The organism is Pusillimonas sp. MFBS29, assembly GCF_020687695.1.
Lineage (GTDB): Bacteria > Pseudomonadota > Gammaproteobacteria > Burkholderiales > Burkholderiaceae_B > Pusillimonas_C.
On the sequence record NZ_JAJEWL010000002.1, the window covers coordinates 254,173 to 279,368 of the forward strand.

Annotated in this window: 26 protein-coding genes; 16 read left to right on the forward strand and 10 right to left on the reverse strand. The window is 57.9% G+C overall.

Annotation, left to right across the window (positions count from 1 at the left end; genetic code table 11):
* Positions 1–25 precede the first annotated feature (25 nt).
* Both LKR43_RS03825 and LKR43_RS03830 read left to right on the forward strand, forming a co-directional pair.
* Positions 26–1,627, forward strand: coding sequence for an ABC-F family ATPase (locus LKR43_RS03825; RefSeq protein ID WP_227682529.1), 1,602 nt, complete (start codon positions 26–28; stop codon positions 1,625–1,627).
* A gap of 18 nt (positions 1,628–1,645) precedes the next feature.
* Entirely contained in the window at positions 1,646–2,239 is a 594-nt protein-coding gene (locus tag LKR43_RS03830) for a YigZ family protein (protein WP_227682530.1), read from the forward strand.
* A gap of 24 nt (positions 2,240–2,263) precedes the next feature.
* On the opposite strand, the gene trxA is transcribed toward LKR43_RS03830, so the two are convergent.
* Together trxA and LKR43_RS03840 are read right to left on the reverse strand one after the other, a co-directional pair.
* Positions 2,264–2,644 (reverse strand): thioredoxin, encoded by a 381-nt coding sequence (trxA, locus tag LKR43_RS03835; RefSeq protein WP_227682531.1) that lies wholly within the window; start codon positions 2,642–2,644, stop codon positions 2,264–2,266.
* A gap of 128 nt (positions 2,645–2,772) precedes the next feature.
* Positions 2,773–4,065: an NCS2 family permease gene (locus tag LKR43_RS03840; RefSeq protein WP_227682532.1), complete on the reverse strand. Its 1,293-nt coding sequence runs from the start codon at positions 4,063–4,065 to the stop codon at positions 2,773–2,775.
* Between the two features lie 154 nt (positions 4,066–4,219).
* Here LKR43_RS03840 and tsaD point away from each other — a divergent pair, with 154 nt between their 5' ends.
* Complete coding sequence (tsaD, locus tag LKR43_RS03845) at positions 4,220–5,290, forward strand: tRNA (adenosine(37)-N6)-threonylcarbamoyltransferase complex transferase subunit TsaD (RefSeq protein WP_227682811.1); 1,071 nt, start codon at positions 4,220–4,222, stop codon at positions 5,288–5,290.
* A gap of 40 nt (positions 5,291–5,330) precedes the next feature.
* Here tsaD and plsY read toward each other — a convergent pair whose 3' ends face one another.
* On the reverse strand, positions 5,331–5,972 hold the full coding sequence (plsY, locus tag LKR43_RS03850; protein WP_227682533.1) for a glycerol-3-phosphate 1-O-acyltransferase PlsY: 642 nt from the start codon (positions 5,970–5,972) through the stop codon (positions 5,331–5,333).
* Positions 5,973–6,083: 111 nt separating this feature from the next.
* On the opposite strand from plsY, the gene surE reads away from it, so the two are divergent.
* The 6 genes from surE to rlmD all read left to right on the forward strand — a co-directional run bounded on the left by surE (position 6,084) and on the right by rlmD (position 11,489).
* A complete protein-coding gene (surE, locus tag LKR43_RS03855) occupies positions 6,084–6,842 on the forward strand; it encodes a 5'/3'-nucleotidase SurE (RefSeq protein ID WP_227682534.1) in 759 nt (252 codons plus the stop codon).
* On the forward strand, positions 6,827–7,645 hold the full coding sequence (locus tag LKR43_RS03860; protein WP_227682535.1) for a protein-L-isoaspartate(D-aspartate) O-methyltransferase: 819 nt from the start codon (positions 6,827–6,829) through the stop codon (positions 7,643–7,645). The genes surE and LKR43_RS03860 overlap by 16 nt, the downstream gene beginning before the upstream one ends.
* Before the next feature lie 14 nt (positions 7,646–7,659).
* Entirely contained in the window at positions 7,660–8,451 is a 792-nt protein-coding gene (locus LKR43_RS03865) for a peptidoglycan DD-metalloendopeptidase family protein (RefSeq protein ID WP_227682536.1), read from the forward strand.
* Complete coding sequence (locus LKR43_RS03870; RefSeq protein WP_227682537.1) at positions 8,448–9,230, forward strand: 3'-5' exonuclease; 783 nt, start codon at positions 8,448–8,450, stop codon at positions 9,228–9,230. The genes LKR43_RS03865 and LKR43_RS03870 overlap by 4 nt, the downstream gene beginning before the upstream one ends.
* Positions 9,231–9,336: 106 nt before the next feature.
* Positions 9,337–9,963 carry a hypothetical protein gene (locus tag LKR43_RS03875; RefSeq protein WP_227682538.1) on the forward strand — a complete coding sequence of 209 codons (627 nt, stop codon included), beginning with the start codon at positions 9,337–9,339 and terminating at the stop codon, positions 9,961–9,963.
* A gap of 194 nt (positions 9,964–10,157) precedes the next feature.
* On the forward strand, positions 10,158–11,489 hold the full coding sequence (rlmD, locus tag LKR43_RS03880) for a 23S rRNA (uracil(1939)-C(5))-methyltransferase RlmD (RefSeq protein WP_227682539.1): 1,332 nt from the start codon (positions 10,158–10,160) through the stop codon (positions 11,487–11,489).
* Positions 11,490–11,506: 17 nt separating this feature from the next.
* Here the strand turns inward: rlmD and argH are convergent, their stop codons facing one another.
* The gene (gene argH / locus LKR43_RS03885) at positions 11,507–12,925 is read right to left on the reverse strand and encodes an argininosuccinate lyase (RefSeq protein WP_227682540.1); all 1,419 of its coding nucleotides are present in this window, start codon (positions 12,923–12,925) and stop codon (positions 11,507–11,509) included.
* Between the two features lie 123 nt (positions 12,926–13,048).
* Here argH and LKR43_RS03890 point away from each other — a divergent pair, with 123 nt between their 5' ends.
* From LKR43_RS03890 to LKR43_RS03900, 3 genes are read left to right on the forward strand one after another with little or no spacing between them, the layout of a single operon-like run.
* Positions 13,049–14,293: a mechanosensitive ion channel family protein gene (locus tag LKR43_RS03890; RefSeq protein WP_227682812.1), complete on the forward strand. Its 1,245-nt coding sequence runs from the start codon at positions 13,049–13,051 to the stop codon at positions 14,291–14,293.
* Positions 14,294–14,344: 51 nt separating this feature from the next.
* On the forward strand, positions 14,345–14,683 hold the full coding sequence (locus tag LKR43_RS03895) for a P-II family nitrogen regulator (protein WP_227682541.1): 339 nt from the start codon (positions 14,345–14,347) through the stop codon (positions 14,681–14,683).
* Positions 14,684–14,707: 24 nt separating this feature from the next.
* Positions 14,708–15,244: a YaeQ family protein gene (locus LKR43_RS03900; protein WP_227682543.1), complete on the forward strand. Its 537-nt coding sequence runs from the start codon at positions 14,708–14,710 to the stop codon at positions 15,242–15,244.
* A gap of 1 nt (position 15,245) precedes the next feature.
* Here LKR43_RS03900 and LKR43_RS03905 read toward each other — a convergent pair whose 3' ends face one another.
* Positions 15,246–15,797, reverse strand: a complete 552-nt coding sequence (locus tag LKR43_RS03905; RefSeq protein ID WP_370632058.1) for a chorismate lyase — start codon at positions 15,795–15,797, stop codon at positions 15,246–15,248.
* An 81-nt stretch (positions 15,798–15,878) separates the two neighbouring features.
* On the opposite strand from LKR43_RS03905, the gene LKR43_RS03910 reads away from it, so the two are divergent.
* The gene (locus LKR43_RS03910; RefSeq protein ID WP_227682545.1) at positions 15,879–16,613 is read left to right on the forward strand and encodes a pseudouridine synthase; all 735 of its coding nucleotides are present in this window, start codon (positions 15,879–15,881) and stop codon (positions 16,611–16,613) included.
* Between the two features lie 61 nt (positions 16,614–16,674).
* On the opposite strand, the gene LKR43_RS03915 is transcribed toward LKR43_RS03910, so the two are convergent.
* Both LKR43_RS03915 and ugpQ read right to left on the reverse strand, forming a co-directional pair.
* On the reverse strand, positions 16,675–17,529 hold the full coding sequence (locus LKR43_RS03915; protein WP_227682546.1) for a 23S rRNA (adenine(2030)-N(6))-methyltransferase RlmJ: 855 nt from the start codon (positions 17,527–17,529) through the stop codon (positions 16,675–16,677).
* Positions 17,530–17,538: 9 nt separating this feature from the next.
* The gene (gene ugpQ, locus LKR43_RS03920) at positions 17,539–18,297 is read right to left on the reverse strand and encodes a glycerophosphodiester phosphodiesterase (protein WP_227682547.1); all 759 of its coding nucleotides are present in this window, start codon (positions 18,295–18,297) and stop codon (positions 17,539–17,541) included.
* A 217-nt stretch (positions 18,298–18,514) separates the two neighbouring features.
* Between ugpQ and LKR43_RS03925 the strand changes: the two genes are divergently transcribed.
* Positions 18,515–20,479: a SurA N-terminal domain-containing protein gene (locus tag LKR43_RS03925; protein ID WP_227682548.1), complete on the forward strand. Its 1,965-nt coding sequence runs from the start codon at positions 18,515–18,517 to the stop codon at positions 20,477–20,479.
* Here the strand turns inward: LKR43_RS03925 and LKR43_RS03930 are convergent.
* Complete coding sequence (locus tag LKR43_RS03930) at positions 20,476–21,147, reverse strand: arylesterase (RefSeq protein ID WP_370632059.1); 672 nt, start codon at positions 21,145–21,147, stop codon at positions 20,476–20,478. The genes LKR43_RS03925 and LKR43_RS03930 overlap by 4 nt on opposite strands.
* Before the next feature lie 4 nt (positions 21,148–21,151).
* Between LKR43_RS03930 and LKR43_RS03935 the strand changes: the two genes are divergently transcribed.
* Together LKR43_RS03935 and LKR43_RS03940 are read left to right on the forward strand one after the other, a co-directional pair.
* The gene (locus LKR43_RS03935) at positions 21,152–21,832 is read left to right on the forward strand and encodes an ABC transporter ATP-binding protein (RefSeq protein WP_255675951.1); all 681 of its coding nucleotides are present in this window, start codon (positions 21,152–21,154) and stop codon (positions 21,830–21,832) included.
* A 6-nt stretch (positions 21,833–21,838) separates the two neighbouring features.
* Positions 21,839–22,684, forward strand: a complete 846-nt coding sequence (locus LKR43_RS03940; RefSeq protein ID WP_370632066.1) for a peptidoglycan DD-metalloendopeptidase family protein — start codon at positions 21,839–21,841, stop codon at positions 22,682–22,684.
* Between the two features lie 15 nt (positions 22,685–22,699).
* On the opposite strand, the gene LKR43_RS03945 is transcribed toward LKR43_RS03940, so the two are convergent.
* Together LKR43_RS03945 and rpoZ are read right to left on the reverse strand one after the other, a co-directional pair.
* Positions 22,700–24,970 carry a bifunctional (p)ppGpp synthetase/guanosine-3',5'-bis(diphosphate) 3'-pyrophosphohydrolase gene (locus LKR43_RS03945; RefSeq protein ID WP_227682550.1) on the reverse strand — a complete coding sequence of 757 codons (2,271 nt, stop codon included), beginning with the start codon at positions 24,968–24,970 and terminating at the stop codon, positions 22,700–22,702.
* Between the two features lie 18 nt (positions 24,971–24,988).
* On the reverse strand, positions 24,989–25,192 hold the full coding sequence (gene rpoZ, locus LKR43_RS03950; protein ID WP_227682552.1) for a DNA-directed RNA polymerase subunit omega: 204 nt from the start codon (positions 25,190–25,192) through the stop codon (positions 24,989–24,991).
* Positions 25,193–25,196: the final 4 nt, after the last annotated feature.

Genomic DNA, 25,196 nt, shown 5'->3' on the forward strand with positions numbered 1-25,196 from the left:
TTCTTTTTTATGTGAACGGCATCCTGTGATCTCCACCGCAAATCTTACTATTCAGTTTGGCCCCAAACCCCTGTTCGAGAATGTCAGCGTCAAGTTCGGCGAGGGCAATCGCTATGGCCTGATCGGGGCCAACGGCTCGGGCAAGTCCACCTTCATGAAAATCATTGGTGGCGACCTGGAGCCGACCGCGGGCAATGTGTCGCTGGATCCCGGGGTGCGTCTGGGCAAGCTGCGCCAGGATCAGTTCGCCTACGAAGACGTTCGGGTGCTGGATGTGGTCATGATGGGGCACGTGGAAATGTGGCAGGTCATGACCGAGCGTGATGCCATCTATGCCAACCCCGAGGCGACCGAAGACGACTACATGCATGCCGCCAATCTCGAGGCGAAATTTGCCGAGTACGACGGCTATACGGCCGAGGCCCGGGCCGGCGAACTGTTGCTGGGTCTGGAAATTCCGGTCGAGCAGCACGAGCTGCCCATGAGCGAAATTGCACCGGGCTGGAAGCTGCGCGTGTTGCTGGCCCAGGCATTGTTTTCAAATCCTGACGTGCTGTTGCTGGACGAACCCACCAACAACCTGGATATCAATACCATTCGCTGGCTGGAAGACGTGATCAACAGCTATCAAAGCACCATGATCATCATCAGTCACGACCGTCACTTCCTGAATCAGGTCTGCACGCACATGGCTGACCTGGACTACCGTGAGCTGCGCATCTATCCCGGCAACTATGACGATTACATGCTCGCCTCCACCCAGGCGCGCGAGCGCCAGAGTGCAGCCAATGCCAAGGCCAAGGAGCGAGTTGCCGAACTGCAGGACTTTGTACGCCGTTTCGCAGCCAACAAATCCAAGGCCAGGCAGGCCACGTCCCGCCTCAAGCAAATAGACCGCATCAAGGCCAGTGCTGTCGAGGTCAAGCCGTCCTCGCGTCAGAATCCCTATATACGTTTTGAGCAGAACAAAGTGCTGCATCGCCTGGCAGTTACTGTTGATCACATCAGCAAGTCTTACGACGCACCCGTGATCAAGCCTTTTTCCGCCATGGTAGAGGCCGGGCAGAAGATTGCCATCGTCGGTGCCAACGGGGTGGGTAAGACCACTTTGCTGCGCATGCTGGCCGGCGATCTCGCGCCCGATACAGGCAGTGTAAAGTGGTCTGAAAGTGCTGATCTGGGCTATATGGCTCAAGACGTCTCCGATCAGTTCGAGTCCGACAAGAACCTGTTTGACTGGCTGGGCGATTACCGCCAGGCCGGCGACGATGACCAGTCCATGCGCTCGGTATTGGGCCGCCTGCTTTTTTCGGGCGACGACATCACCAAGGAAGTGAATGTATTGTCGGGTGGCGAGAAAAACCGCATGAGTTTTGGCCGCCTTATGCTGGGTCGTCATAATGTGATGCTGCTCGACGAGCCCACCAACCACCTGGATATGGAGTCGATCGAATCGCTGCAGTTCGCCCTGGAGCTGTACAAGGGCACCTTGTTCTTCGTATCGCACGACCGGGAGTTCGTTTCCGGCCTCGCAACGCGCATACTGGAAATCATGCCCGGCGGCGAAGTGGTCGATTACCACGGTACCTACGATGAGTATCTGTCCTCACGCGGGATAGAGGCCTGATCGCACCGGGTTTTTGCCATGCTCAGTACCTTGACCGGCCTGGCAAGCTACCAGGAAGACATCAAGAAGAGCCGCTTTATTGCCCTGGCCGACAAGGTAGACAGTCCCGCGCAGGCCCTTGATTTCTTTGCAGCGCACAGCGTGGCGGACGCCACGCATAATTGCTGGGCCTATCGTATGGGTGACGAATATCGCTTCAACGATGACGGCGAACCGGGTGGCACGGCAGGACGCCCGATACTTCAGGCCATAGATGGTCAGCAATGCGATCGCGTGGCTGTACTGGTTGTACGGTGGTTTGGTGGCGTGAAGCTCGGGCCCGGTGGCCTGATCAGGGCTTATGGCGGTGTGGCCGCCCAATGCCTGCGGCTGGCTGCAAAAACCGAGATCGTTGATGAGGTCCGGGTATGCTGCCGTTGCAGTTTCGCCGATATTGCATTGGTGCAGTCGCGCATGGCAACCCACGGGGCACGTGTCGTCCAGGAAAGCTTTGATGACCAGGGTGTGGTCTGGCTGCTGGCCGTGCCCCGAACCAATCAGCCGGAAATGGCCGCACAATTTACCAACCTGACGCGCGGTCAGGGTGAGTGGTCATTGGTCGGTGATGCCTGAGGTTCGCCGACCCAAACCTGTGCGTTAACCGGCCTGATCGCTGTCCTTTTCCTGGGCGGCAATTTCCGCATGGACCTTTTCCATATCGACTTCCTTGACCTGGGCAAGCAATTCTTCAAGCTGGGCGGGTGCCAGGGCGCCGGCTTGAGAAAACAGCAGCACTTGTTCGCGAAATACCATCAGTGTCGGGATGGACCGGATATTCAGGGCGGAGGCCAGCTCTTGCTCGTCTTCGGTGTTGACCTTGGCGAATACGACATCTTCATGCTGCCTGGATGCTTCTTCAAATACCGGTGCGAAATTGCGGCACGGGCCACACCACGGCGCCCAGAAATCCACGATCAGCGGCTTGCCATCCTGGATGGCTGTCTGGAAAGTGTCCTTGTTCAAGTCTATGGTGCTCATGGGAACCCCCAATAAAAAAGCGGCTTGCCAGCCGCCAGTGTTTTGATGATAGATGAACGTCCAGTGTAACGCCTTTATTGAACAGGGGCGATCGCAGCCCCGTAATATCGGGGCTGCGTTACATAAACTTACTCCGGGAAGAAGGCGTACTTGATGATGAACAGCACGGCAACGAGCAGGGTGGCCGGATGGATGTCGCGGAACCTGCCGGTAACGGCCTTGAGCACGGCGTAGCTGATGAAGCCGAATGCCAGGCCGTTGGCAATGGAGTAGGTGAACGGCATGACGATGGCCGTCAGGGCGGCGGGTGTGGCTTCAGTGATGTCGTCCCAGTCGATCAGGGTGATCTCGCGCAGCATCAGGCCGGCCACATAGAGCAGGGCGGGGGCCGTGGCATAGCCGGGCACCGAGCCGGCCAAGGGGGCCAGGAACAGCGAAAGCAGAAACAGTACTGCGACGGTCAGGGCGGTCAGGCCGGTGCGCCCGCCGGCCTGCACGCCCGAGGCGCTTTCAACGTAGGCGGTGGTGCTGCTGGTGCCCAGAAACGAGCCGGCCACGATCGCCGAGCTGTCGGCAAGCAAGGCACGCCCCAGCCGATTGGGTTTACCCGGCTCTATGAGCCCTGCACGCGTGGCCACGCCGATCATGGTGCCGGTTGCGTCAAAGACTTCGACCAGAACCAGTACAAGAATCACGTGGACAAAGCCGGTATGCAAGGCACCCATGATATCCAGCTGAAAAAAGGTGGGCGCCAGGCTGGGAGGAGCCGAGAAAATACCTTGATACTCATTCTGGCCTGTGAGGACGGACAGCACGGTGACCGACAGGATGCCGATCAGGATGGCACCGCGCACTTTCAGGGCATCGAGTGCGGCAATAATGAAAAAACCCAGCAGGGCGAACAGTGCAGGTGGCGCAGTCAGATCGCCCAGGGCAACTTTGGTGGCGGGATGGGCCACAACGATACCGGCGCTACCCAGGGCAATGATGGCCAAAAACAGGCCTATGCCTGCGGCGATGGCTGATCGCAGCGATTTGGGAATGCCCTTGACCAGCCAGGAGCGCACACCGGTAACGGTAATCAGCACGAAGATCATGCCGGAAATGAATACCGCACCCAGCGCTTGTTGCCAGGTATAGCCCAGGCTGCCAACAACTGTGAATGCAAAGAAGGCGTTCAGACCCATGCCGGGCGCCATGCCTATCGGCCAGTTGGCGACCAGGGCCATGATAAGCGAGCCCAAGGCCGCTGCCAGGCAGGTTGCAACAAAGACAGCGCTTTTATCCATGCCAGTGCTCGACAGAATTTCCGGGTTCACGAAAATAATGTATGACATGGTCAGGAACGTGGTGAGACCTGCCAGGATCTCTGTACGTGCAGAGGTGTCGTGCTCGCGCAACTGAAAAAAACGTTCGAACATGCGGTTTTCCTATGAGTGCATTGACGCGCGTTTGCGGCACAAGCAGGAAGGGCTTCGATTGCCCATTATTGCCCGCCGCACCTTGCGCATCAGCAAGATTCTAATTCCATTTTCCCGTGCGGCGCGTGTACACAGGCGGTTGTACACTATCGCCATGATAATTATTGGCTTTGAAAGTTCCTGCGACGAAACCGGCGTCGCCCTGGCCTGCACCAGCAGGGGCCTGCTTGCGCACGCCCTGCACAGTCAGATCGCCATGCATCGTGAATATGGCGGCGTCGTACCCGAATTGGCGTCGCGCGATCACATACGGCGCATCCTGCCCCTGACACGGCAGGTGCTTGAGCAGGCCGGCCTCGACGTGGACGACATCGATGCCGTGGCCTATACCGCCGGCCCGGGGCTTGCCGGGGCATTGCTTGTGGGTGCCAGCGTGGCACAGTCCTTTGCCTGGTCGCGCGGCCTGCCGGCCATACCCATCCATCACCTTGAAGGGCATTTGCTTTCGCCACTTTTGGCCGAGCCCAGGCCTGAGTTTCCCTTCGTGGCATTGCTCGTGTCTGGCGGCCATACGCAGCTGATGCGCGTCGATGCAGTAGGTTCCTACGAGCTGCTGGGCGAAACGCTGGACGATGCGGCCGGCGAGGCCTTCGATAAAACAGCCAAGCTGATGGGCTTGGGCTACCCGGGTGGGCCTGCCTTGTCGAAGCTGGCCGAGCAGGGTGATTCCGCTGCGTTTGATCTGCCCCGGCCCATGCTGCACAGCGGTGACCTGGACTTCAGTTTCAGTGGTCTGAAGACCGCAGTGCTGACTCGTCTGAAAGCCATGGAAAAAGGCAACGGTACGCTGTCAGACCAGCAAAGGGCTGATCTGGCGGCTTCGACCGAGGCGGCCATAGTCGATGTGCTGGCAAGAAAATCCATCAAGGCCATGAAGCAAACCGGTCTGAAGCGCCTGGTCGTGGCAGGCGGTGTCGGGGCCAACAGGCATTTGCGTGCACAGTTGAAGCAGGCCATGGAGCGCCTGAAGGGGGAGGTATATTTCCCGCCGCTCGATTTGTGTACGGATAACGGCGCAATGATTGCCTATGCCGGTGCGCTGCGCATTCAGGCCGGCTTGGCCAGGCTTGACGGCAATAACCATGCCTTTACGGTCAGGCCGCGTTGGGATCTGCACGATGTTTGCATTCGACCCGAAAAAGAGCAGGCGGCTGTTCAAGGCTAGTGGCTGTTCGATGGCCGCACAGCAGGCAGCACAAGAGCACTTATTTTTTCTTGCCGCCTATGCGGCTTTCCTTACCTGTCATCAAGCGGCTGATGTTGGCGCGGTGTCTGTATATCAGCACCGCGCTGATGATGACAATGGCCAGCGCGATGGACGTATCCAGACGCCAGGCTACATTGCCGCCCAGCAAATAATAAAGTGGGGCGAAGATGGCCGCCAATATCGAAGACAAAGACGAGTACCGTGTGACGTAGGCAAGAATCAGCCAGGTTGCTGCCGTGGCAAACGCCAGCCAGGGATTGATCGCGATCAGCACACCCAGCGCGGTCGCCACGCCCTTGCCACCCTTGAAGCGCAAAAACACAGGAAATACGTGGCCCAGAAATGCCGCTACCGCGCTTGCTGCCACAAGCACCGGACCTATGCCGAAATGCTGTGCCACGTAAATGGCGATGAGTACCGCAACCCAGCCCTTGGCTGCGTCGCCGAGCAAGGTCAGTCCTGCTGCTGTTTTGTTGCCGGTGCGCAACACGTTGGTGGCGCCCGGGTTCCCGGAACCAAAGCTGCGCGGGTCGGCAAGCCCCATGGCACGACTGACAACCACGGCAAAAGGAACTGACCCAAGCAGATAGGCGAGAATTATCGTGCCTGTAGAGATCAGAATAGTGGTAGCAGCTGTCATAGTGAAGTTCATGTGTCCTGAAGGTTCTGCCGCGATTCTACCCAGAGTCACCCAAAACAACAAAACGACCGGGTACAATTCGCTACGTTCGGTTGATAGGGATGGAAGGCAATGCACATACTGGTATCCAATGATGACGGCTACACGGCACCAGGACTGGAAGCGTTAGTGCAAGCCTTGCACGGACTGGGCGAAATGACCATCGTCGCACCCGAGACCAACTGCAGCGGCGCATCCAATTCCCTCACGCTCAATCGGCCGATGTCGGTCCGCAAGGCCAATAATGGTTTCTATTATGTGAACGGTACGCCATCCGATTGTGTGCACATTGCCCTGACCGGACTGCTCGATTTTCGTCCTGATCTGGTGGTCTCAGGCATCAACAATGGTGCCAATATGGGTGAAGACACCCTGTATTCGGGCACAGTCGCTGCAGCCACCGAAGGCTATCTGTTTGGCATTCCCGCCATCGCTTTTTCCCTGACCGAGAAGGGTTGGGAGCACCTTGATGGAGCCGCAAGGATTGCCCGCCGGATTGTCGAACAGCACAAGCAGAATCCTTTGTCGGGTTCTACCTTGTTGAATGTCAATATTCCTTCCGTACCCTACGAAGCCATCCAGGAAATCCGGGTGACCCGATTGGGCAAACGCCATCCGTCCGAGCCAGTGGTGAAAAGCAGTACACCCTACGGCGAACCGGTTTACTGGATAGGCCCTGTGGGTAGCGTTTCAGATTCTGCGCAAGACACTGATTTTGGCGCTATCGGCCAGAACGCGGTCTCTGTGACGCCATTGCGTTTTGACCTGACGCATTATGAGCAACTTGATCAAGTCCGCAACTGGGCGGGGCCGCTATGCGTAAGCCCTTAGTGCCGTCGCCTTTTGCCACCGGCAGCACCAATCGCTTTGGTCGAACCAGCTTTGGTGGCGGGGTCACTGCCACCAACAGCAATACGCGTGTGTTCTTGCATGGCAAGACCGCTGCGAATGTGTCGGCCGCAGCGCCCGATATGTCAACAACTGTTAATCTGGGTTTGAATTCCGATCGTTCGCGTGGCATGATGATTGCCCGACTGCGCAAGCAAGGCATACAAGACGAACGCGTGCTCGCTGCCATGATGGCTGTGCCCAGGCATTTGTTTGTAGACGAAGGCCTCGCCAGTCGCGCCTATGAAGACGCAGCGCTCCCCATTGGATACAGCCAGACCATTTCGCAGCCCTGGGTTGTGGCCAGAATGATATCCGCCATGTGCGAAAACCGTGTTCCGGTTAAAGTAATGGAGGTGGGTGCAGGCTGCGGCTATCAGGCCGCTGTATTGGCGCAATTCATAAAGGAAGTACACGCAATCGAACGGATACGTGGTCTTTACGATGTGGCCCGCGAACGGCTTCGAGCGTTGAAGCTTATAGGCCGCGTCCGTTTAGGGTTTGGCGACGGTATGGCAGGACTGCCTGGTGTCGCGCCTTTCGACGGTATCATCGTTGCCGCAGCCGGTATTAAAATTCCCCAGGCGTTGCTGGAACAGCTAACGATTGGGGGCCGTTTGATCGCCCCGGAAGGGACGACAGCGCAACGCCTGATTCTCATAGAGCGTACGGGCGCCGCCACATGGCGCCGCGAAGAGCTCGAATCGGTTCGCTTCGTTCCATTACGACCGGGTACACAGCTTTGATACAGGAGATCCCCATGCAAGCAGGGACGTTTCAATTTTTGGTCACCAAGACACTACCATTTTCCAAATGTTCGTCCCGCGCCTTGATGCTGACTGCCGTTGTGGCAACGATTACGTTGGCCGGATGCGCATCGCGAACGGCCCAGGCGCCCATTACCGACATGACAGGCACCGAAACGCCTGTCGCCCAGTCTACTTATGTGGTCAAGGCGGGCGACACGCTGTACAAGATAGCCCTGGCACATGGAATGACGCTTGCAGAGATCACCAGCCTGAACAATATTGCCGATCCTGGCCAATTGCGAATTGGCCAGGTTCTTCGTCTGAACAAAAGTGCACCGGCGCCGTCGGGTGGCACCGCTCCCGCCGTGGCCACTCCGATTCCTGTCACACCGGTCGAACCGGTTCAGCCGACCAGCACGGTACGTGCCAGTGACGCCAGCGTCGTCAGCTGGGGTTGGCCGGCACCCGGAAAGATCATCCAGAGTTTCAACACCAATACCAAGGGCATAGACATCGAAGGCGCCGCCGGAGATCCGGTGCATGCCGCAGCCGATGGCAAGGTAATGTATGCGGGCAATGGCGTGCGGGGCCTTGGCAACCTGATACTGCTGGGCCATGGCAACGGCTTCATCACCGCTTACGCCCATAACCAGGCCTTGTTGGTCAAGACAGGCCAGGAAGTAAAGAAGGGCGACAAGATCGCCGCCATCGGGCAAACCGATACCACGTCACCGCGTCTGCACTTTGAAATACGTCGCAGTGGTACACCGGTCAATCCGCTGTCTTATCTGCCCGCACGATGATTCCCTCGCTGGTCTTCGACCTCGAGACCATTCCGGATGCGCAAGGCTTGCGACGCCTGAATCCGGAATGGGACACCGGCCTTACGGATGAACAGGTCATCGAGGCTGCGCTCGAGGCGCGACGAGCCTCGCACGGGTCGGATTTTCTGCCGCTGCACCTGCATAAGGTCGCGGTGGTTGGTTGTGTATTTCGCGACGACAACGGCTTTCGCGTTAAAACACTGGGCAAGGCCGACGACCCCGAAGAAGTGCTGCTGTCAGCGTTCTTCAAGACCATAGGGCACTATACCCCCAGGTTGATCAGCTGGAATGGCTCGGGTTTTGATCTTCCGGTATTGCACTACCGCAGCCTGATCCATGGTGTGCAGGCGCCACGCTACTGGGACATGGGCGAAGATGACCGCGACTTCAAATACAACAACTACATCAGTCGCTACCACAACCGGCATATCGATCTGATGGATCTGCTGGCGAAGTACAACGGCCGTGCCAATGCTCCGCTGGACGATCTGGCCAAGCTTTGCGGGTTTCCCGGCAAATTGGGTATGGACGGCAGCCAGGTCTGGAAGGCGTGGTCGAACGGTCAGGCCGACGAGGTCCGGGCGTATTGTGAAACTGATGTGGTGAACACCTGGCTGGTGTATTGTCGTTTCCGCCTGATGAAGGGCGAGCTGGACCGCCAGGCATACGACGCCGAGGTGCAGTTGGTGCGCGATACGCTGCAGGCCAGTGACGCTGCGCACTGGAAAGAATACATGGCAACCTGGGATGCCGGCTGATCCTGCGATCCATGAAACTGTCTGAAAGACTCTCGTTTTAACTGAAACAAGGTCGAAATCGTTTGAACAGCACAATGAGGCCTCCTACCTACCACAAGGAATCCTCATGAAAAAAACGATCGCCCATTCTGCCAAGCTTGCCACCCTGACCGCCGCCCTGGCCCTTTGCGGCACCGCGTTTGCGGCGACGGGTAGCGCGGCGAGCACATCGCCGGGCGCCAGTGCCGAGGTGGCCACTACGAGTGTGGAGCAGTCTACGAAACAGATGAGCAAGAAAGGCCATCACAGGCACGGCCACAGGCATGGTCATGGACGCATGCACGATGCAGCCATGTGGGTGCCAGGCTATGGCCCGCTGGACAAGGAATTTGTTGACACCTTGTCGCTGAATGATGACCAGCTCAAGCTGGTCGAAGCAGCCAGGGCCGAGCAGAAAGCCGGTCGGGCAGAGCGGCGCGATGCCATGAAGGCAGCGCACAAAGAAAAGCTGGAGCAGCTCAAGAGCGGGAAACTTGATCCTCAAGCCGCACTGAAGCAGAAGGATGAAGGTCGTCAGAAGCTCATGGACGAGCGCCGCAAGGTTGACGAAAAATGGCTCGCCGTCTGGAAGGGGCTGGATGACTCGCAGCAGCAGAAAGTAGCGACTCATTTCAATGAGCGTGCCGAAAAGTTTGCGAAGCGCATGCAAGAGCGCAAGGATCGCAAAGCGAAAGCTGAAAGCACCACCTCTTGATCCCGCCCTGGCTCCCGGTAGAACCGGGCGCTTGGCAATATTTTCAGGAGCCGGCTTATGCCGGCTCCTTGCTTTTGGCTTCGCGCGATCGCCAGAGCGGGTAAAATTCGGGCCGGAGAACACCGGGGCCGCTGCAAGCAGGCATATTGCCGCCAGCCTGAGCCCGGGTTCTTAACGCTTTAGGTATCTGGATAATGACGCTAGAAGTATTGGAAATTGAATCGCTGGACCTCGAGGCACGCGGTATTGCCCGTCGTGACGGCAAGGTTGTTTTTGTTGATGGCGCCTTGCCCGGCGAGCGCGTGCTGGCGCGCATGGCAAAACGCAAGCCTTCCTTTGACACAGCAAAGACCGAGCAGATATTGAAGTCCTCGTCGCAGCGGGTGAGTCCGCCCTGTGAGTATTTTGGCGTTTGCGGAGGCTGTGCCATGCAGCATCTGGAGCCGGCGACCCAGGTTGCCGTCAAGCAGCGCGTACTCGAGGATGCGCTGGAGCACGTAGGCAAGGTCAAGCCGGCACGCGTGCTGCCACCTCTGCATGGCCCCACCTTCGGCTACCGCTATCGTGCGCGTCTGTCAGTGCGTCTGGTCAGGAAAAAAGGCGGGGTGCTGGTGGGTTTCCGGGAGCGTCGCGGCAGTTACGTGGCCGACATGACACGCTGTCTGGTTTTGCCGCCGCAGGTATCGGAGCTTCTGCCCAAGCTGCGCGAACTGGTTTCATCGCTGGCACAGCCCGATCGAATCCCTCAGATAGAGGTGGCCGTGGGCGACATGACCATTGCACTGCTGCTGCGTCACATGGAAGCACTTACGGCGGACGACATCACGCTGTTGCGTGAATTTGCCGAACGCCATAACGTTAGCTGGTGGCTGCAGCCCAAAGGCCCCGAAACTGTCCATTTGCTCGATGCTGCCGACGAAGGCAAGCTGGCTTACTCCTTGCCGGAATTCGGCTTGCGCATGCCTTACCGGCCTACGGATTTCACCCAGGTCAATCATGCAATCAATCGTACGCTGATCTCAAAGGCACTGAGTCTTCTGGATGTTCAGGAAGGCGACCGCGTGGCAGACCTGTTTTGCGGACTTGGCAACTTTACCTTGCCGCTGGCTACGCAGGCCGCCTCTGTGGTGGGCATCGAGGGCAGCACGGCGCTGACCGAACGGGCCCTCGAAGCAGCGCGCCAGCATGGCCTGGAAACCAGGACGGCATTCTCTACACTGAATCTGTTCGAGGTGGATGTGCAATGGCTACGCGATCTGGGGCGATTTGATCGCGTTCTGATTGATCCGCCCAGAGAAGGCGCAGAGGCTGTGGCCAGGGCGCTGTCGGCCTTGCTGCCCGAGGAGCGCCCCGAGCGCATCGTCTACGTTTCATGCAGCCCCGGTACGCTGGCACGTGATGCAGGCATACTGGTAAACGAAGGCGGCTATCAGTTGCAAAGCGCAGGTGTCGTGAATATGTTCCCGCACACGGGCCATGTGGAGTCTATTGCGGTTTTTGATCGCAGTAGCAAACGGCCCACCTGAAGGGTGGGCCGGGTGGCTTAGCGGGTAGCGTCGAGCACCCGCTGCGCTTCGATTCGCACGCGTTCTGGCGCAGTGCCGCCTATATGGTTACGTGCGGCAACCGAGCCTTCCAGTGTGAGCACGCTGAACACGTCTTGCTCTATTGATGCATGGAAGGCCTGTAACTGCTCTAGGGACAGATCTGCCAGATCGCAGCCCTGTTCTTCGCAGGCGCGCACGGCATGCGCCACGGTTTCGTGGGCATCGCGAAAGGGGATGCCTTTCTTGACCAGGTAGTCGGCAAGGTCGGTGGCGGTGGCAAAGCCCTGCAGGGCAGCGGCTCGCATGGCCTCTGGCCTGACCTCGATGCCGCCAGCCATATCGACAAAGATGGTGAGGGTGTCGCGGATGGTGTCGGCAGCGTCGAACAGACCTTCCTTGTCTTCCTGATTGTCTTTGTTATAAGCCAGTGGCTGGCCTTTCATAAGCGTCAGCAAGGCAACCAGGTGACCATTCACACGCCCGGTCTTGCCGCGTGCCAGCTCGGGCACATCGGGGTTCTTCTTCTGGGGCATGATGGAGCTGCCGGTGCAGAAGCGGTCGGCAAGATCGATAAAACCCACGCGCGGGCTCATCCACAACACTAGCTCTTCCGAGAGCCGTGAAATGTGGGTCATGATCAGGGCGGCAGCGGCGCAAAATTCAATGGCGAAGTCGCGATCGGACACCGCATCAAGCGAATTGCGGCAAACTTCGTCAAAGCCCAGGCTGCGGGCCACGCGTTCACGATCTATGGGGTAGGACGTGCCGGCCAATGCAGCTGCGCCCAGGGGCAAGCGGTTGACCCGCTTGCGGCAGTCTGCCAGACGTTCGGCATCGCGGCCGAACATTTCGGCGTAGGCCAGCAGGTGATGCCCAAAAGTAACCGGCTGTGCAACCTGCAAATGGGTGAAGCCCGGCAGGATGGTAGCTGCGTGTTCGAGGGCCAGCGTAGCCAGCTTGTGACGCAGTTGACCCAGCAAATCGATGGCCAGGTCAATTTCATTGCGCATCCACAGGCGGATATCGGTGGCTACCTGGTCGTTGCGTGAGCGGCCGGTATGCAGGCGCTTGCCGGCATCGCCTATGAGCTCGACCAAGCGCTTTTCAATGTTCAGGTGCACGTCTTCGAGGTCGATGGACCACGTGAAGGAGCCGGATGCGATCTCTTCGAGGATCCGGGCCATGCCTTTCTGGATGGCCGCTTCGTCGTCGGCACTGATGATGCCTATGGACGCCAGCATGTCGGCGTGCGCCAGCGAACCCTGGATATCGAAGGGGGCCAGACGCTGTTCGAAATTGACGGAAGCCGTATAGCGCTTGACGAGGTCGGAAACGGGCTCGGAAAACCGGGCGGACCAGGCCTGCGCCTTGTTGGCAAACTGGTTTTGCAGATCGGAAGAAGTATTTTTTGGCATAGTGCCGTGATTATAAGGGAGGAAGCCTTAAGTTATGATTGAAGGCTGCCAAATTCACGAGATTGACGCAACGCAATGCAAGAACTGCAAGAACTACAGGAGCAGAGCTGGCTGGTACGCTGGATGGGTGACAACTGGATAAGCCACAACGTGCCTGATGCCCTGTGGGCGCAGGTGCTGCTGGGCGTGGCTGTGCTGGCTGTTGTCGTGGTGGTGACGGGCTGGATTACAACCCATGTACTGACCAAGATCACGCGTCGCGCATTGACCGCCGTGGGCCACAACGACTGGTCTGTGGCCTTGTCACGTCGACGGGTGTTTCGCAATGTCAGCTACGCGATGCCGTTGCTGGCCATCATTGCGAACATAGGCCTGTTGCCGATTGACGATAAATACGTAGGCATGCTGACCCGCGTTTTTCTGTCTGCGTGCATAGTTTTCCTGTTCATGGCGATCAATGGAGCGCTGTCGGCATGGCAGGATATCTATTCAGCCAGTTCACGGGCGCAAACGCGTTCGATCAAAGGCTATCTCGAACTTGCAAAGATCGCTGTCTGGGCGATCTGCCTGATTCTGATCATTTCCATACTGGTCAATCGTTCTCCATTATTAATGCTGTCCGGCCTTGGTGCGTTGTCGGCAGTTCTGCTGCTGGTATTCAAGGACACCCTGCTTTCGCTCGTGGCCAGTACACAAATGACGTCGAACGACATGCTGCGCATCGGCGACTGGATAGAAATGCCGCAGGCGGGGGCAGACGGTTTTGTCATCGACATGGCATTGCATACCGTCAAGGTGCAAAACTGGGACAAGACCGTCACGACGGTGCCGACCTACAAGCTGTTTTCCGAGAGTTACCGGAATTGGCGCTATATGTTCGAGTCGGGCGGGCGCCGCATCAAGCGCAAGCTGCGCATAGACGCCAGCACCGTGCGTTTCCTGAATAACGACGAGATTCAGGCACTGAAGCGGTTCACGCTGCTTCACGATTATCTGGATGGCAAGCAGCAGGAGCTGGAGGCCAGCAATCAGGCGCTGGGCGATAATGCCGGCCTGGACGGAAACCGGCGGCGCCTGACCAATATCGGCACCTTCCGGGCCTATGCGCTGGCTTATCTGCGTACCCAGAGCGAGCTGCACCAGGACATGCTGATGATCGTGCGCATGATGGAGCCGGAGTCGCAGGGCATTCCCGTCGAGATCTATTGCTTTGCCAACAATACCGCCTGGGTTGAATATGAGCGCATACAGGGCAATATCTTTGATCATCTGCTGGCTATCTTGCCCGAGCTGTCTTTGCGTTTGTACCAGGCTCCTTCAGGTGCAGACTTCAGCAAAGGCTGGGCAGATACGCCCGCACAGGAATAAGCATGATGCCTGCCGGCGTGCGATAATTTTCCTTTACTCTGGAGCCAATTAATGAAACAAGTTTCGGCCATCATCAAGCCGTTCAAGCTGGACGAAGTACGAGAAGCGCTCGCCGACATGGGAGTCAGCGGCCTTACCGTCACGGAAGTGAAGGGTTTTGGCCGCCAGAAAGGCCACACCGAGCTGTATCGGGGTGCCGAGTACGTGGTTGATTTTCTGCCAAAGCTGCGCATAGACGTCGTCCTGCCAGCCACCATGGTCGATGCCGCCATCGATGCCATTATCAAGGCTGCCTATACGGGCAAGATAGGCGACGGCAAGATTTTCGTTACGGCCGTCGAGCAAGCCGTGCGGATACGTACCGGCGAGTCGGGCATAGACGCGCTGTAAACCGGGCTGGCGGAGTACTGAAACATGGCCTTGCGTGCCACGATATTCAAGCTTGAATTGCATGTGGCCGATACCGACCGCAACTATTACGGCAGCCATGTGCTGACACTGGCCAGGCATCCGTCCGAAACCGACGAGCGCATGATGCTCAGGGTGCTGGCTTTTTCCTTGTACGCGAATGAAGATCTTGCGTTCACACGTGGGCTGAGCACAACCGATGAGCCGTCGCTCTGGCAAAAGGATCTTACCGGCGCCATTCTGAACTGGATAGAACTCGGTCATCCCGATGAGCGGCGTCTGTTGCAAGCCAGCGGTAAATCAGACGAGGTCGTGGTGTTTTGCTATGGTGGCCACGCCAGCCAGGTCTGGTGGCAGGGTGTGCAGGGCGCAGTGGCCAGAATGCGCCGGCTAAGCGTGCTTTCGGTCAACCCTTCGGCGGTGCAGGCTTTGGCCGCGCTGGCACAGCGCAATATGGTCTTGCATGTGACCATACAGGAAGGCGTTGCCCTGATTGCTTCCGACAGCGACAGCGTGTCAGTCGAGGTTGAGCGCTGGCGCTAAGTTACACCCTGGCCGGATCCTGCCCCTGGGCATAGGCCGATCGCGCTGCGAGCGCCCAGAATTCCGGCAAAAAGCACTCGGCGACCAGCAAAGGCTCGCCGCCGCGCCAGAACACAGAACAACGTGCCAGCAGCTTGTGGGCAGCGGGGCGATCCAGACCGTAAATGCGTCTTGCGGTGCCATAAAACGGGTTCTGCTGGTGCAGACGGCAGGCAAAGAAAGGAGAGCGTGTGATTTGCGGATTGTGATACAGCATGTCTGCCAGCGGCCGTGAACGCAAGCGACGCATGCCTTGCCATAATCCGTGCGATGCTTTCAATGGTGTGAAACTGCGTGCAAATACGCAGTCGATGCCGTCTATGGACATCATGATTTCACGCAGCCAGACCGGGTCGCGGGGATCGCGCCTGAGCATCCATGCCTCGTCGGGATGCAGGCCGATCGCCTGCTCGTTCACGACCCTTAATTGCACGTTTCCCAGTTGGCGCAAACCGGCCGTCAGGGCGCCAGGCCGGAAAAGCCAGTGTTTTTGTATTCGGCCCAGACAGGGCATGGGGGCCGACTTCCATGTGCTTCGTTGGTTAGGCTGTAATTGCATAACCACTATTATCGCCAAAGTCTTAAAATATCGCTTATGGAAAAAGTACGAATTTCAAAATTAATGGCCGAGCAGGGCTTGTGCTCTCGCCGCGAGGCCGACGCCTATATCGAACGAGGCTGGGTGCGTGTCGACGGCGCAGTGGTATCAGAGCTGGGCAGCAAAGCCTGGCCCGGCCAGAAGATCACGCTCGACAGGCAGGCGCAGCGCCGCCAGACCTCACGTGTGACCATTTTGCTGAACAAACCGGTCGGTTACGTTTCAGGCCAGGCCGAGCAAGGGTACCGGCCTGCTGTTTCACTGATCAGCGCGGCTACACGTTATCGCGTTGATAAATCGCCGCTCAAGTTTGAACCAGGTCATTTGCGCGGTCTGGCTCCCGCAGGCCGGCTTGACATCGATTCCCAGGGCTTGCTGGTGCTTACACAAGATGGCCGCATCGCACGCCAGCTGATCAACGAAGATTCCGACATCGACAAGGAATACCTCGTGCGCGTGCAAGGCAAGATTGCCGGTAACGGGCTGGCCATGCTCCGGCATGGCCTGTCGCTCGACGGCAAACCGCTGCGTCCGGCATACGTCGAATGGCAGAACGAGGATCAATTGCGTTTTGTGCTGCAGGAAGGCAAGAAGCGGCAGATCAGACGCATGTGCGAGCAGGTTGGCCTGAAGGTCATAGGCCTGAAGCGTGTGCGTATGGGGCGTATCGTGCTGGGCGATCTGCCTCCCGGGCAATGGCGTTATCTGAAAGAGGGCGAACGTTTTCTGTAGTCATCGCCTGTCGGGCACCGGGCTTTCATATTGCATATGCCCGGTGTTGTTCCCGTCTGGCCTATGATTCGTGCCGCTTCAGCGTAAAGCCGGCCCTGTCGTCAATTTTCAGCCTTTCGCTCAGCCAGGGCAGCGCGACCGCCAGTTCATCGTGCAGCGTCCAGGGTGGATTCAGCACAAACATGCCGCTGCCATGGAGCCCGTACCCGTCTGTCGATGGCTTGCGTACGGTAAGGCTGGCATGCACCCAGGGTGTTTTCAGACGTTCGAGTGAACGCACCAGCTCCTGAACCTCAAGGCGCTGAACCAGGGGATACCAAATTGCAAAGCAGCCTGTTGCAAACCGCTTCAGGCCTTCGTTGACCGCCTGCAGGGTTTTTCGGTAATCGTGCTTGTCCTCGTAAGAGGGGTCGATGATGATGACACCCCGGCGCGGGGCGGGGGGTAGCTGGCTTTTCAATCCAGTGAAGCCATCTGATTCATGGATTGTGGTTTGTCGCAAGGCTGCACGGCCCTGGCTCTGCAGGTTTTGCCTGAGCACATCCACTTCCGAAGGGTGCATTTCGAACAGGCGCAGGCGGTCTGCAGTGCGTAGGGCACGCAAGGCCAGCCAGGGAGAGCCGGGGTAAAAATTGGCGACGCCGTCGGGATTGAAGTGATGAACCTCTTCCAGATAGCGCTCTACCAGCGGCGGCATGTTGTCGGCGCCCAGCAGGCGATCCAGGCCGTCGGTGAACTCGCCGTTCTGGGCAGCCCAGTCGCTGCGCAAGTCGTACAGGCCGGCCCCGGCGTGGGTGTCTATGACCCAGTACGGGGTATCCTTGCGATTCATGTGATCCAGAATATGCACGAAAATGGCGTGCTTCAGGACGTCGGCATGGTTGCCGGCGTGAAAGGCGTGGCGGTAGCTGAACAAAAGGGTTCCTTAGAAGAATTTGTCGGGTGTCATGCTGAACACCTCGTCAGTAACAATCGCATTACAACCCCAATCCAGCAACTCTTGTGCGCGCGCTGCGTCATTGACGGTCCAGATGGCTACCGTACAACCCGCCTTGCGTACTTCATCGACGATGGATTTGGTGGTGTAACGGTCGTTCAGGTTCAGGCCGCAGCATTGCAGGCGCTGTACACGATCATGCCAGTCGGCCGGGACTTCTTTGGCGATCAGCAGTGCGCGAGGCAGCTCCGGGGCTTCTTTTAGTGCGGCTTCCAGAGCGGTTTCAGAGAACGACGACAGTAGCGGAGCCTGTGTGGCACCGGCCCACAGCTTGCGGGCCAATCGGGCGACCTGTGTGCCGGTTTCGGCCTCAAGGCCGGTGTGAGGCTTGATTTCTATGTTGCTGCAAATGCCGTTAGCCAGGGTATAGGCGGCGATGGCATGCAGCGACGGCAGCGGCTCGCCTGCATACTCGGCAGAATGCCAGCCGCCTGCGTCTACCTCTGCCAGTTCGGCCCAGCTGCGCTCGGCCGCGTTGCCCGATGCATTCGAGGTGCGATCCAGACTGTCGTCGTGCAGCAGCATGGCGACTCCGTCGCGGCTGAGCTTGACGTCGTATTCCATCATTTTGAAGCCTTGTCGGGCACCCAGGCGAAACGCAGCAAGTGTGTTTTCGGGTGCGTGGCGGCCAGCGCCACGATGTGCTATCAATGCGGGGTAAGGCCACTGTGGCCCGGGGTGTGTCATTTCAGTGTTCCGGAGTCAATTTGCAGGCACTGCGATGTGCAGCATGGTGTGGCTGGCATTTTATCGCTCCTGCCGTCTGCCTTGCTGTAATGGTGGTGGTAAACTGCATAAAATTTTCACGTGCCGCTCTGGTTTTTATAATATTGGCGATTTATATCGCCTTTTTTGATGTTACCGTCTTGCGGGCTCTATGGGGTCGCAGGTCAGTGAGTGTTTAATGTTCGATTTTATTCGCACCCATCAACGCCTGATGCAGCTGGTTCTGCTGGTATTGATCCTTCCGTCCTTCGTGCTGATTGGCGTAAGCGGCTATACCAATTACGTATCGGGCGACCACGATATCGTCACGCTCGGTGATACATCGATTACTCAGCAAGAGTTCGATCAGGCGCGCAGCAATCAATTGCGGCAGATGCAACAGAGCAGTCAGGGTGGCTTTGACCCGGCAGTGCTCGATACGCCTGCTGCCCGTAGCGCTTTGCTGGAATCAATGATAGATCGGCGTGTGCTGGCTGAAACAGCGGCCAACGAGCGATTCAGCGTGTCCGACACTGTCTTGCGCCAGGCCATCGCCGCCATGCCTCAGTTGCAGGTCGACGGGCAGTTCTCGCCCGAGCGCTACAACGATGCACTCGCGTCCGCAGGCCTGACTACCCGCGACTTCGAGCAGAGCCAGCGTGGCGAAATGGCATTGAGCCGTGTGCTTGGACCCGTTTCCTATACCGCTTCGGTGCCATCGGTCGTAATCGATAAGCTTGGCCTGGCCCTGACCGAGGAGCGTACGGTACGCTTGCTGGCCTATCCGGCAACAGAGTACGAGAGCGACGTGCAGATTTCCGATGCCGATATTCAGGCCTGGTACGACAAGAACAAAGAAAGCCTGCAGCTTCCCGAGCAGGTAAGCGCAGAGTATCTGTTGCTCGACGAGGCTGCCGCCATGGCGAACCTGCCGCAAGTCAGCGACGAAGAGCTGCGCAAGTACTACGACCAGAACAAGGCGCGCTATGTGCAGCCTGCACGTGTCAACGTCAGCCACATCCAGGTCAACATACCGTCCGATGCTACCGAAGAGCAGCGCAAAGAAGTGCTGGCCAAGGCCCAGGATCTTGCCAAGCAGGCACAAGCCGATACCGCCAGGTTTGCAGAACTGGCCAGTGCCGAGTCCCAGGATGCCGGTACCGCCAAAGCAGGTGGAAAACTGGGCTGGATCACCCAGGGAGCCTGGCCGGCCGCACTCGAGCAAGTGGTTTTTGCACTTAAGCCAGGTCAGGTTTCCGATGCAGTAGAAGGGCCCGGCGGCTATCACGTATTCCTGGCGAACGAAGTGCAGCCGGAAAAGGGCGAAACATTTGAAGAGGCCAAAGCCAAAGTCGAGGCTGAAGTCCGTCGCCAGCTGGGGGCCGACCGCTATGCCGATATGGCCACCAAACTGACCAGCCTGGTCTACGACAATCCGACCAGCCTGCAGCCGGCTGCCGACGAGCTGGGCCTGAAGATAAAGAGTGCTGCGGGTATCGCCCGTGATCGGTTGCTCTCATCCGATGAAGTCGGTGCCAATGCGGCTTCGGCCAGCGAAGATGCTGCCTTGCTCGACGACGTGCGTGTGCGCCGGATTCTGTTTTCACCTGCTGTCCTGAACGAGAAACAGAACTCGGGCGTGATCGAGATCACTCCCGGCAGCATGGTCGTCGTTCGTGTGGCTGGCGTCAAGCCTGCGCACATTCCCGAAGTTGCCCAGGTATCCGACTACATTCGCGAGCAACTGAAGGACGAGCGCGCCTTGTTGGCTTCAGAGAAGGCCGGACAGGCAGCATTGGCCGACTTCAGCAAGGTAGTCGAAGAAGTGCCTGAAGGGTTCGGTACGCCTCTCGAGGTCAGCCGCATCAATTCACAAGGTCTGGATAAATCCATTGCCGATGCAATCTTCGGGACATCCACAGACAAATTGCCCGTATACATCGGAGTGAACGGGCCCCAGGGTTATGTGATTGCACGTATCGAAGCCGTGAAGCCTGGCGATGAAAATAATGTCATGCTGGCCGCCTTGCCTTTCCAGTTGAATCAGGCCTTGGGCCAGGCTGAAGAGCAAGCCGTACTGCAAGCCATGCGCACCGCAGCCAAGGTAACGTTGTTGCCGGAGGCCCAGGAGGCACTTGCCGGCGAAAACGACAGCCAGAATTAACCGGCTGTCACTGCAGCTGACCCATGTTCCTGCAGCATGGGTTCCAGCTGTTTCCATACATTGTCGGCCAGCACTTCCTGTGCGGCCTCGTTCGGATGTATGCCGTCGGGCTGGAACCGGTCGCGGTCTGCAGCGATGCCTTCAAGCAGAAATGGGGTCAGTTGCGTGTTGTGGCGCTCAGCCAATAACGGAAACAAATCCTGGAACTTCCGGGTATATGCACGGCCATAGTTGGGTGGTATCTGCATGCCCAGCAACAATACACTTGCGTTGGCCTGTTGTGCCAGCGTTATCATTTCCGACAGGTTTTTTTCAGTCATGGCAAGCGACAGCCCGCGCAGGGCGTCGTTGGCGCCGAGTTCGATAATAACGATATCGGGCTGGTAGTCCTGCAGCGCTTCGGGTAAACGGCTCAGGCCTCCGCTGGTGGTGTCGCCGCTGATGCTGCTGTTTTGCACCTGATATGGCTGCTTGTGTTCATGCAGGCGCTTTTCAATCAGGGCAACCCAGCCGGAATTGCGCCGCAGGCCGTATTCTGCCGAAAGACTGTCGCCGATCACCAATATGGTGGACGCAGGGCTGTTATGCTCTACCTGGGCCCAGGCTGCTCCGCCTGACAACATAAACACTGACAGCACAGCTATTGCAAAACTACGGCGTATCGACATCTGTATGATCCATTCCATTGAAGTTAACGAGTTGTGCCAGCGGGTCGTGGATTCGTCCGGGGTACTGGATATTCTGGATAATGTAAGCTTTAAGGTGGCAACCGGTGAAGCCCTGGCCATCACGGGCAGCTCGGGTTCAGGTAAATCGACCCTGCTTGGACTGCTCGCGGGTCTGGATGTTCCCAGCTCCGGCAAGGTTATCCTGCTTGGACAAGATTTGTTCGCCATGAATGAAGAAGCCCGGGCCGCATTACGGGCAGCCCATCTTGGCTTTGTGTTCCAGTCATTTCAGCTTCTGCCCAATCTTACCGCGCTTGAAAACGTCATGCTGCCACTCGAACTGGCCGGCAAGCCGGCGCGTGAAGCTGCGACCGCCATGCTGGAAAGAGTTGGTCTGCAAGACAGGCTGATGCACTATCCCAAAACACTTTCCGGCGGCGAACAGCAGCGCGTATCCCTGGCGCGCGCCTTTGTAGTACAACCCAGGCTGCTGTTTGCAGACGAACCCACTGGCAGCCTGGATACCCGCAACGGGGCACGTGTGATCGAGCTGATGTTTGAACTGCATCGTGAGCTCGATACGACGCTGGTAATGGTTACTCATGATCCGCAGCTGGCTGCCTTGTGCCAGCGTGAGCTGCATTTGTCTGGCGGCCGTGTGCAACCGCCTGAATCCGGAGTCTGAATGCTTATGTTTCGTCGCATGTCTTTTTTATTGATTGCCGCAGTGTTGTTCGTGCCAGGCATGGCGAGTGCGCAGGGCTATATCACGCGTTTGCTGAATCATCCCGTACCCGGAGGTGTTGCGGTGGTTGATGCAGGCAACGCTCCAGCAGCGCCTGCCGCGTACTTCAAGGGTGAGCAGGTAATGGTGCTGCAAGACAGTGACCAGAGATGGATTGCGGTGGTTGGGCTCGATCTGAAAACCCCCGTCGGGGCACATACCGTGCAGGTACACGATGCCAATGGCAAGCGTCAGCTGAGTTTCAGCGTGAAGGCAAAGGAATACAAGAGCCAGCACATCAGGCTGAAGAACAAGAGCCATGTAAACCCCGATCCCGAGCAAACCCGGCGCTTTGAGCGCGAGTATGAGGAACAGATTCGGGCATACAAGAATTTCCGCCCCACAATGCCAAGCAATGTGTTGCTCGACAAGCCCGTCAGTGGCCGTCTGTCCAGCCCCTTTGGTTTACGGCGCTTCTTTAACGGTGAAGAGCGTAATGCCCATTCGGGACTTGATTTTGCAGTACCTGCCGGAACGGCGATCAAGGCGCCGGCCGCGGGTGTCGTGACCATAGTCGCCGACTATTTTTTCAATGGCAAGACAGTTTTTATTGATCATGGACAGGGCTTTGTCACCATGTACTGCCACTTGTCGGCATTCCAGGTCGAGCAGGGGCAGCCAGTCGAGCGAGGGCAGGTCATAGGCAAGGTAGGTGCGACAGGGCGCGCCACCGGACCGCATTTGCATTGGAATGTCAGCCTGAACAACGCGAGGGTTGATCCGGCCATTTTCATCAATGCTTTTGTGCCCTGATTCCTGGATTGATGCTTAACCCTTGACCCGTACGATTTTCTGTACCTGGGGTACGTGGCGTATTGCCCGTATGACCTGGGCCAGATGCTTGCGGTTGTCGACCTGTACTGTAAGGTGGATCAGACCGGTGGTAGCCGCATCGTCGGGCATCGTAAGGTGCATGATGTTCGAGTCAGCCGCGGTAATTTCGGCTGCAAGACGGCCGAGCACACCGCGCTCGTTGATGACCGTAACGTCAAGACGGGTGCTCAGGTGACGCGCAGTATTGGCGTCCCATACGACAGGTATCCAGCGCTCGGGTTCGCGCGCGCGCTGCCTTTGGGCCACCGCACATTCGTCCATGTGCACGACCAGACCGTGTCCGAGGCGTATGCCGCCAATAATTGCATCGCCCGGCAGCGGGCCGCAGCATGGCGCCAGCTGCACCGCCTGGCCTTCGTTGCCATGTATGACTATGGGTGCGCTGGTGACGGAAGAGAGCTCGTCGATGGCGGCAGCCGTTGTGGCCAGTAGCGGGTTTTCGGGGGCAAACCGCCGCGCAACGACTGCGGCGAGGCGTTTGCCCAGGCCAATATCGGCCAGAATCTCGTCGCGGGAACTGGCGCCGGAGCTCTTGGCGAGTTTTTCCCATTCGGGATCGTCTTCGGCCGGCCGCGGAAGATTCATCTGATCGAACGCCTGGTTGAGCAGGCGCAGGCCGAAAGCGACGGACTCGGCATATTTCACCGTTCGCAGATAGTGGCGAATTTCGGAGCGGGCACGACCCGTGCGCACATAGTTCAGCCACTGTGTGCTGGGGCGGGCAGCCGGTGAGGTAATGATTTCCACCGAGTCGCCACTTTTCAGCTCGGTACGCAACGGCGCAAACTCCCCGTTGATCTTGGATGCGACTGCCTGATTGCCGATGTCAGTGTGAATGGTGTAGGCAAAATCGACGGGGGTGGCACCGCGTGGCAGCGAAATGATCTTGCCCTGCGGCGTGAATACGTATACGGCGTCGGGAAACAGATCGACCTTGACGTGTTCAAGGAACTCGCCCGAATCACCGGTCTGGCTCTGGATGTCGAGCAGCGACTGCAACCATTGGTGGGTGCGTTTTTGCAGATCGTTCAACGAAACGTCGTCGTCTTTGTAGAGCCAATGCGAAGCGACGCCTTCTTCTGCAATGTGATCCATGTCGCGCGTACGAAACTGGAACTCCACCGGTGTGCCGTAGGGGCCGACCAGCGTTGTGTGCAGGGACTGATAGCCATTGAGTTTGGGAATGGCAATGTAATCCTTGAACTTGCCAGGCACAGGGCGGTAAAGCTGATGCAGCGTGCCCAGTGCAAGATAGCATTCCGGCAGCGTATGCACTATGACGCGAAAACCGTAGATATCGAGTACGTCGGAGAACGACTTTTTCTGCTCGACCATCTTGGAATAAATGCTGTACAGCGATTTTTCTCGGCCGCTTACTTCGGCCTCGATGCCAGCGGCCGGCAAGGCAACACGCGCGGCCTCGGTGATTTTGCTAAGTACCTCGCGCCGATTTCCACGTGCAGCCATCATGGCCTTGTGCAGAACCTGATAGCGGTTTGGATGCATGGCCTGGAAGCAAAGGTCTTGCAGTTCGCGAAACAAGGCATTGAGTCCGAGCCTGTGTGCGATAGGCGTGTAGATCTCCATGGTTTCGCGCGCGACGCGTCGTCGCTTCTCGGGTGCCACGGCACCCAGCGTGCGCATATTGTGCAGGCGGTCGGCAAGTTTGATGAGAATGACGCGCACGTCGCGTGCCATGGCCAGCAACATTTTGCGGAAACTTTCGGCCTGCTGTTCGGCCTTGGTGGCAAAGTCCAGGCGGTCGAGTTTTGACAACCCGTCTACGATTTCAGCCACATCGGTACCGAATTTTTCGGCAAGCTCCTGTTTGCTGATGCCCTGGTCTTCCATGACATCGTGCAGCAGGGCAGCCATCAGGGAATCGGCGTCAAGCTTCCAGCCGGCGCAAATTTCGGTAACGGTAATGGGGTGGGAAATGTAAGGTTCGCCGCTTGCCCGGAACTGGCCCAGATGAGCTTGGTCGGCAAAGCGGTATGCTTCTTTTATGCGCTCGACTTCCTTTGGTTTAAGGTACTGGCTGACTATTTTTGTCAGCGGGTCGAGCGATGCAATGGTGTTGGGGCCTTCCTGGGGTGGCGGTAACTGTGCTGGTTTACCGCCACCTTTGCGTCGGCGCAGCCGTGGGCCTTTCTTTAGCGCGGCCAGCAGGCCTGAAGAAGCACCACGAAATACGGAAAACGCCATGGAATCCCCAGAAGTTGATCAGGTCGGCACTTTGCGCAGCATTTCCAGACCGGTTGCGCCGGCAGCTATTTCGCGTAGGGCGGTTACTGTGGGCTTGTTTTTGCTGTCGAGGCGAGGCTCGTGGCCTTGGGCCAGTTCACGGGCGCGGTAGGTCGCTGCCAGCGTCAGGTTAAAGCGATTGGGTATTTGCTTCAGGCAGTCTTCAACAGTAATGCGTGCCATTTTT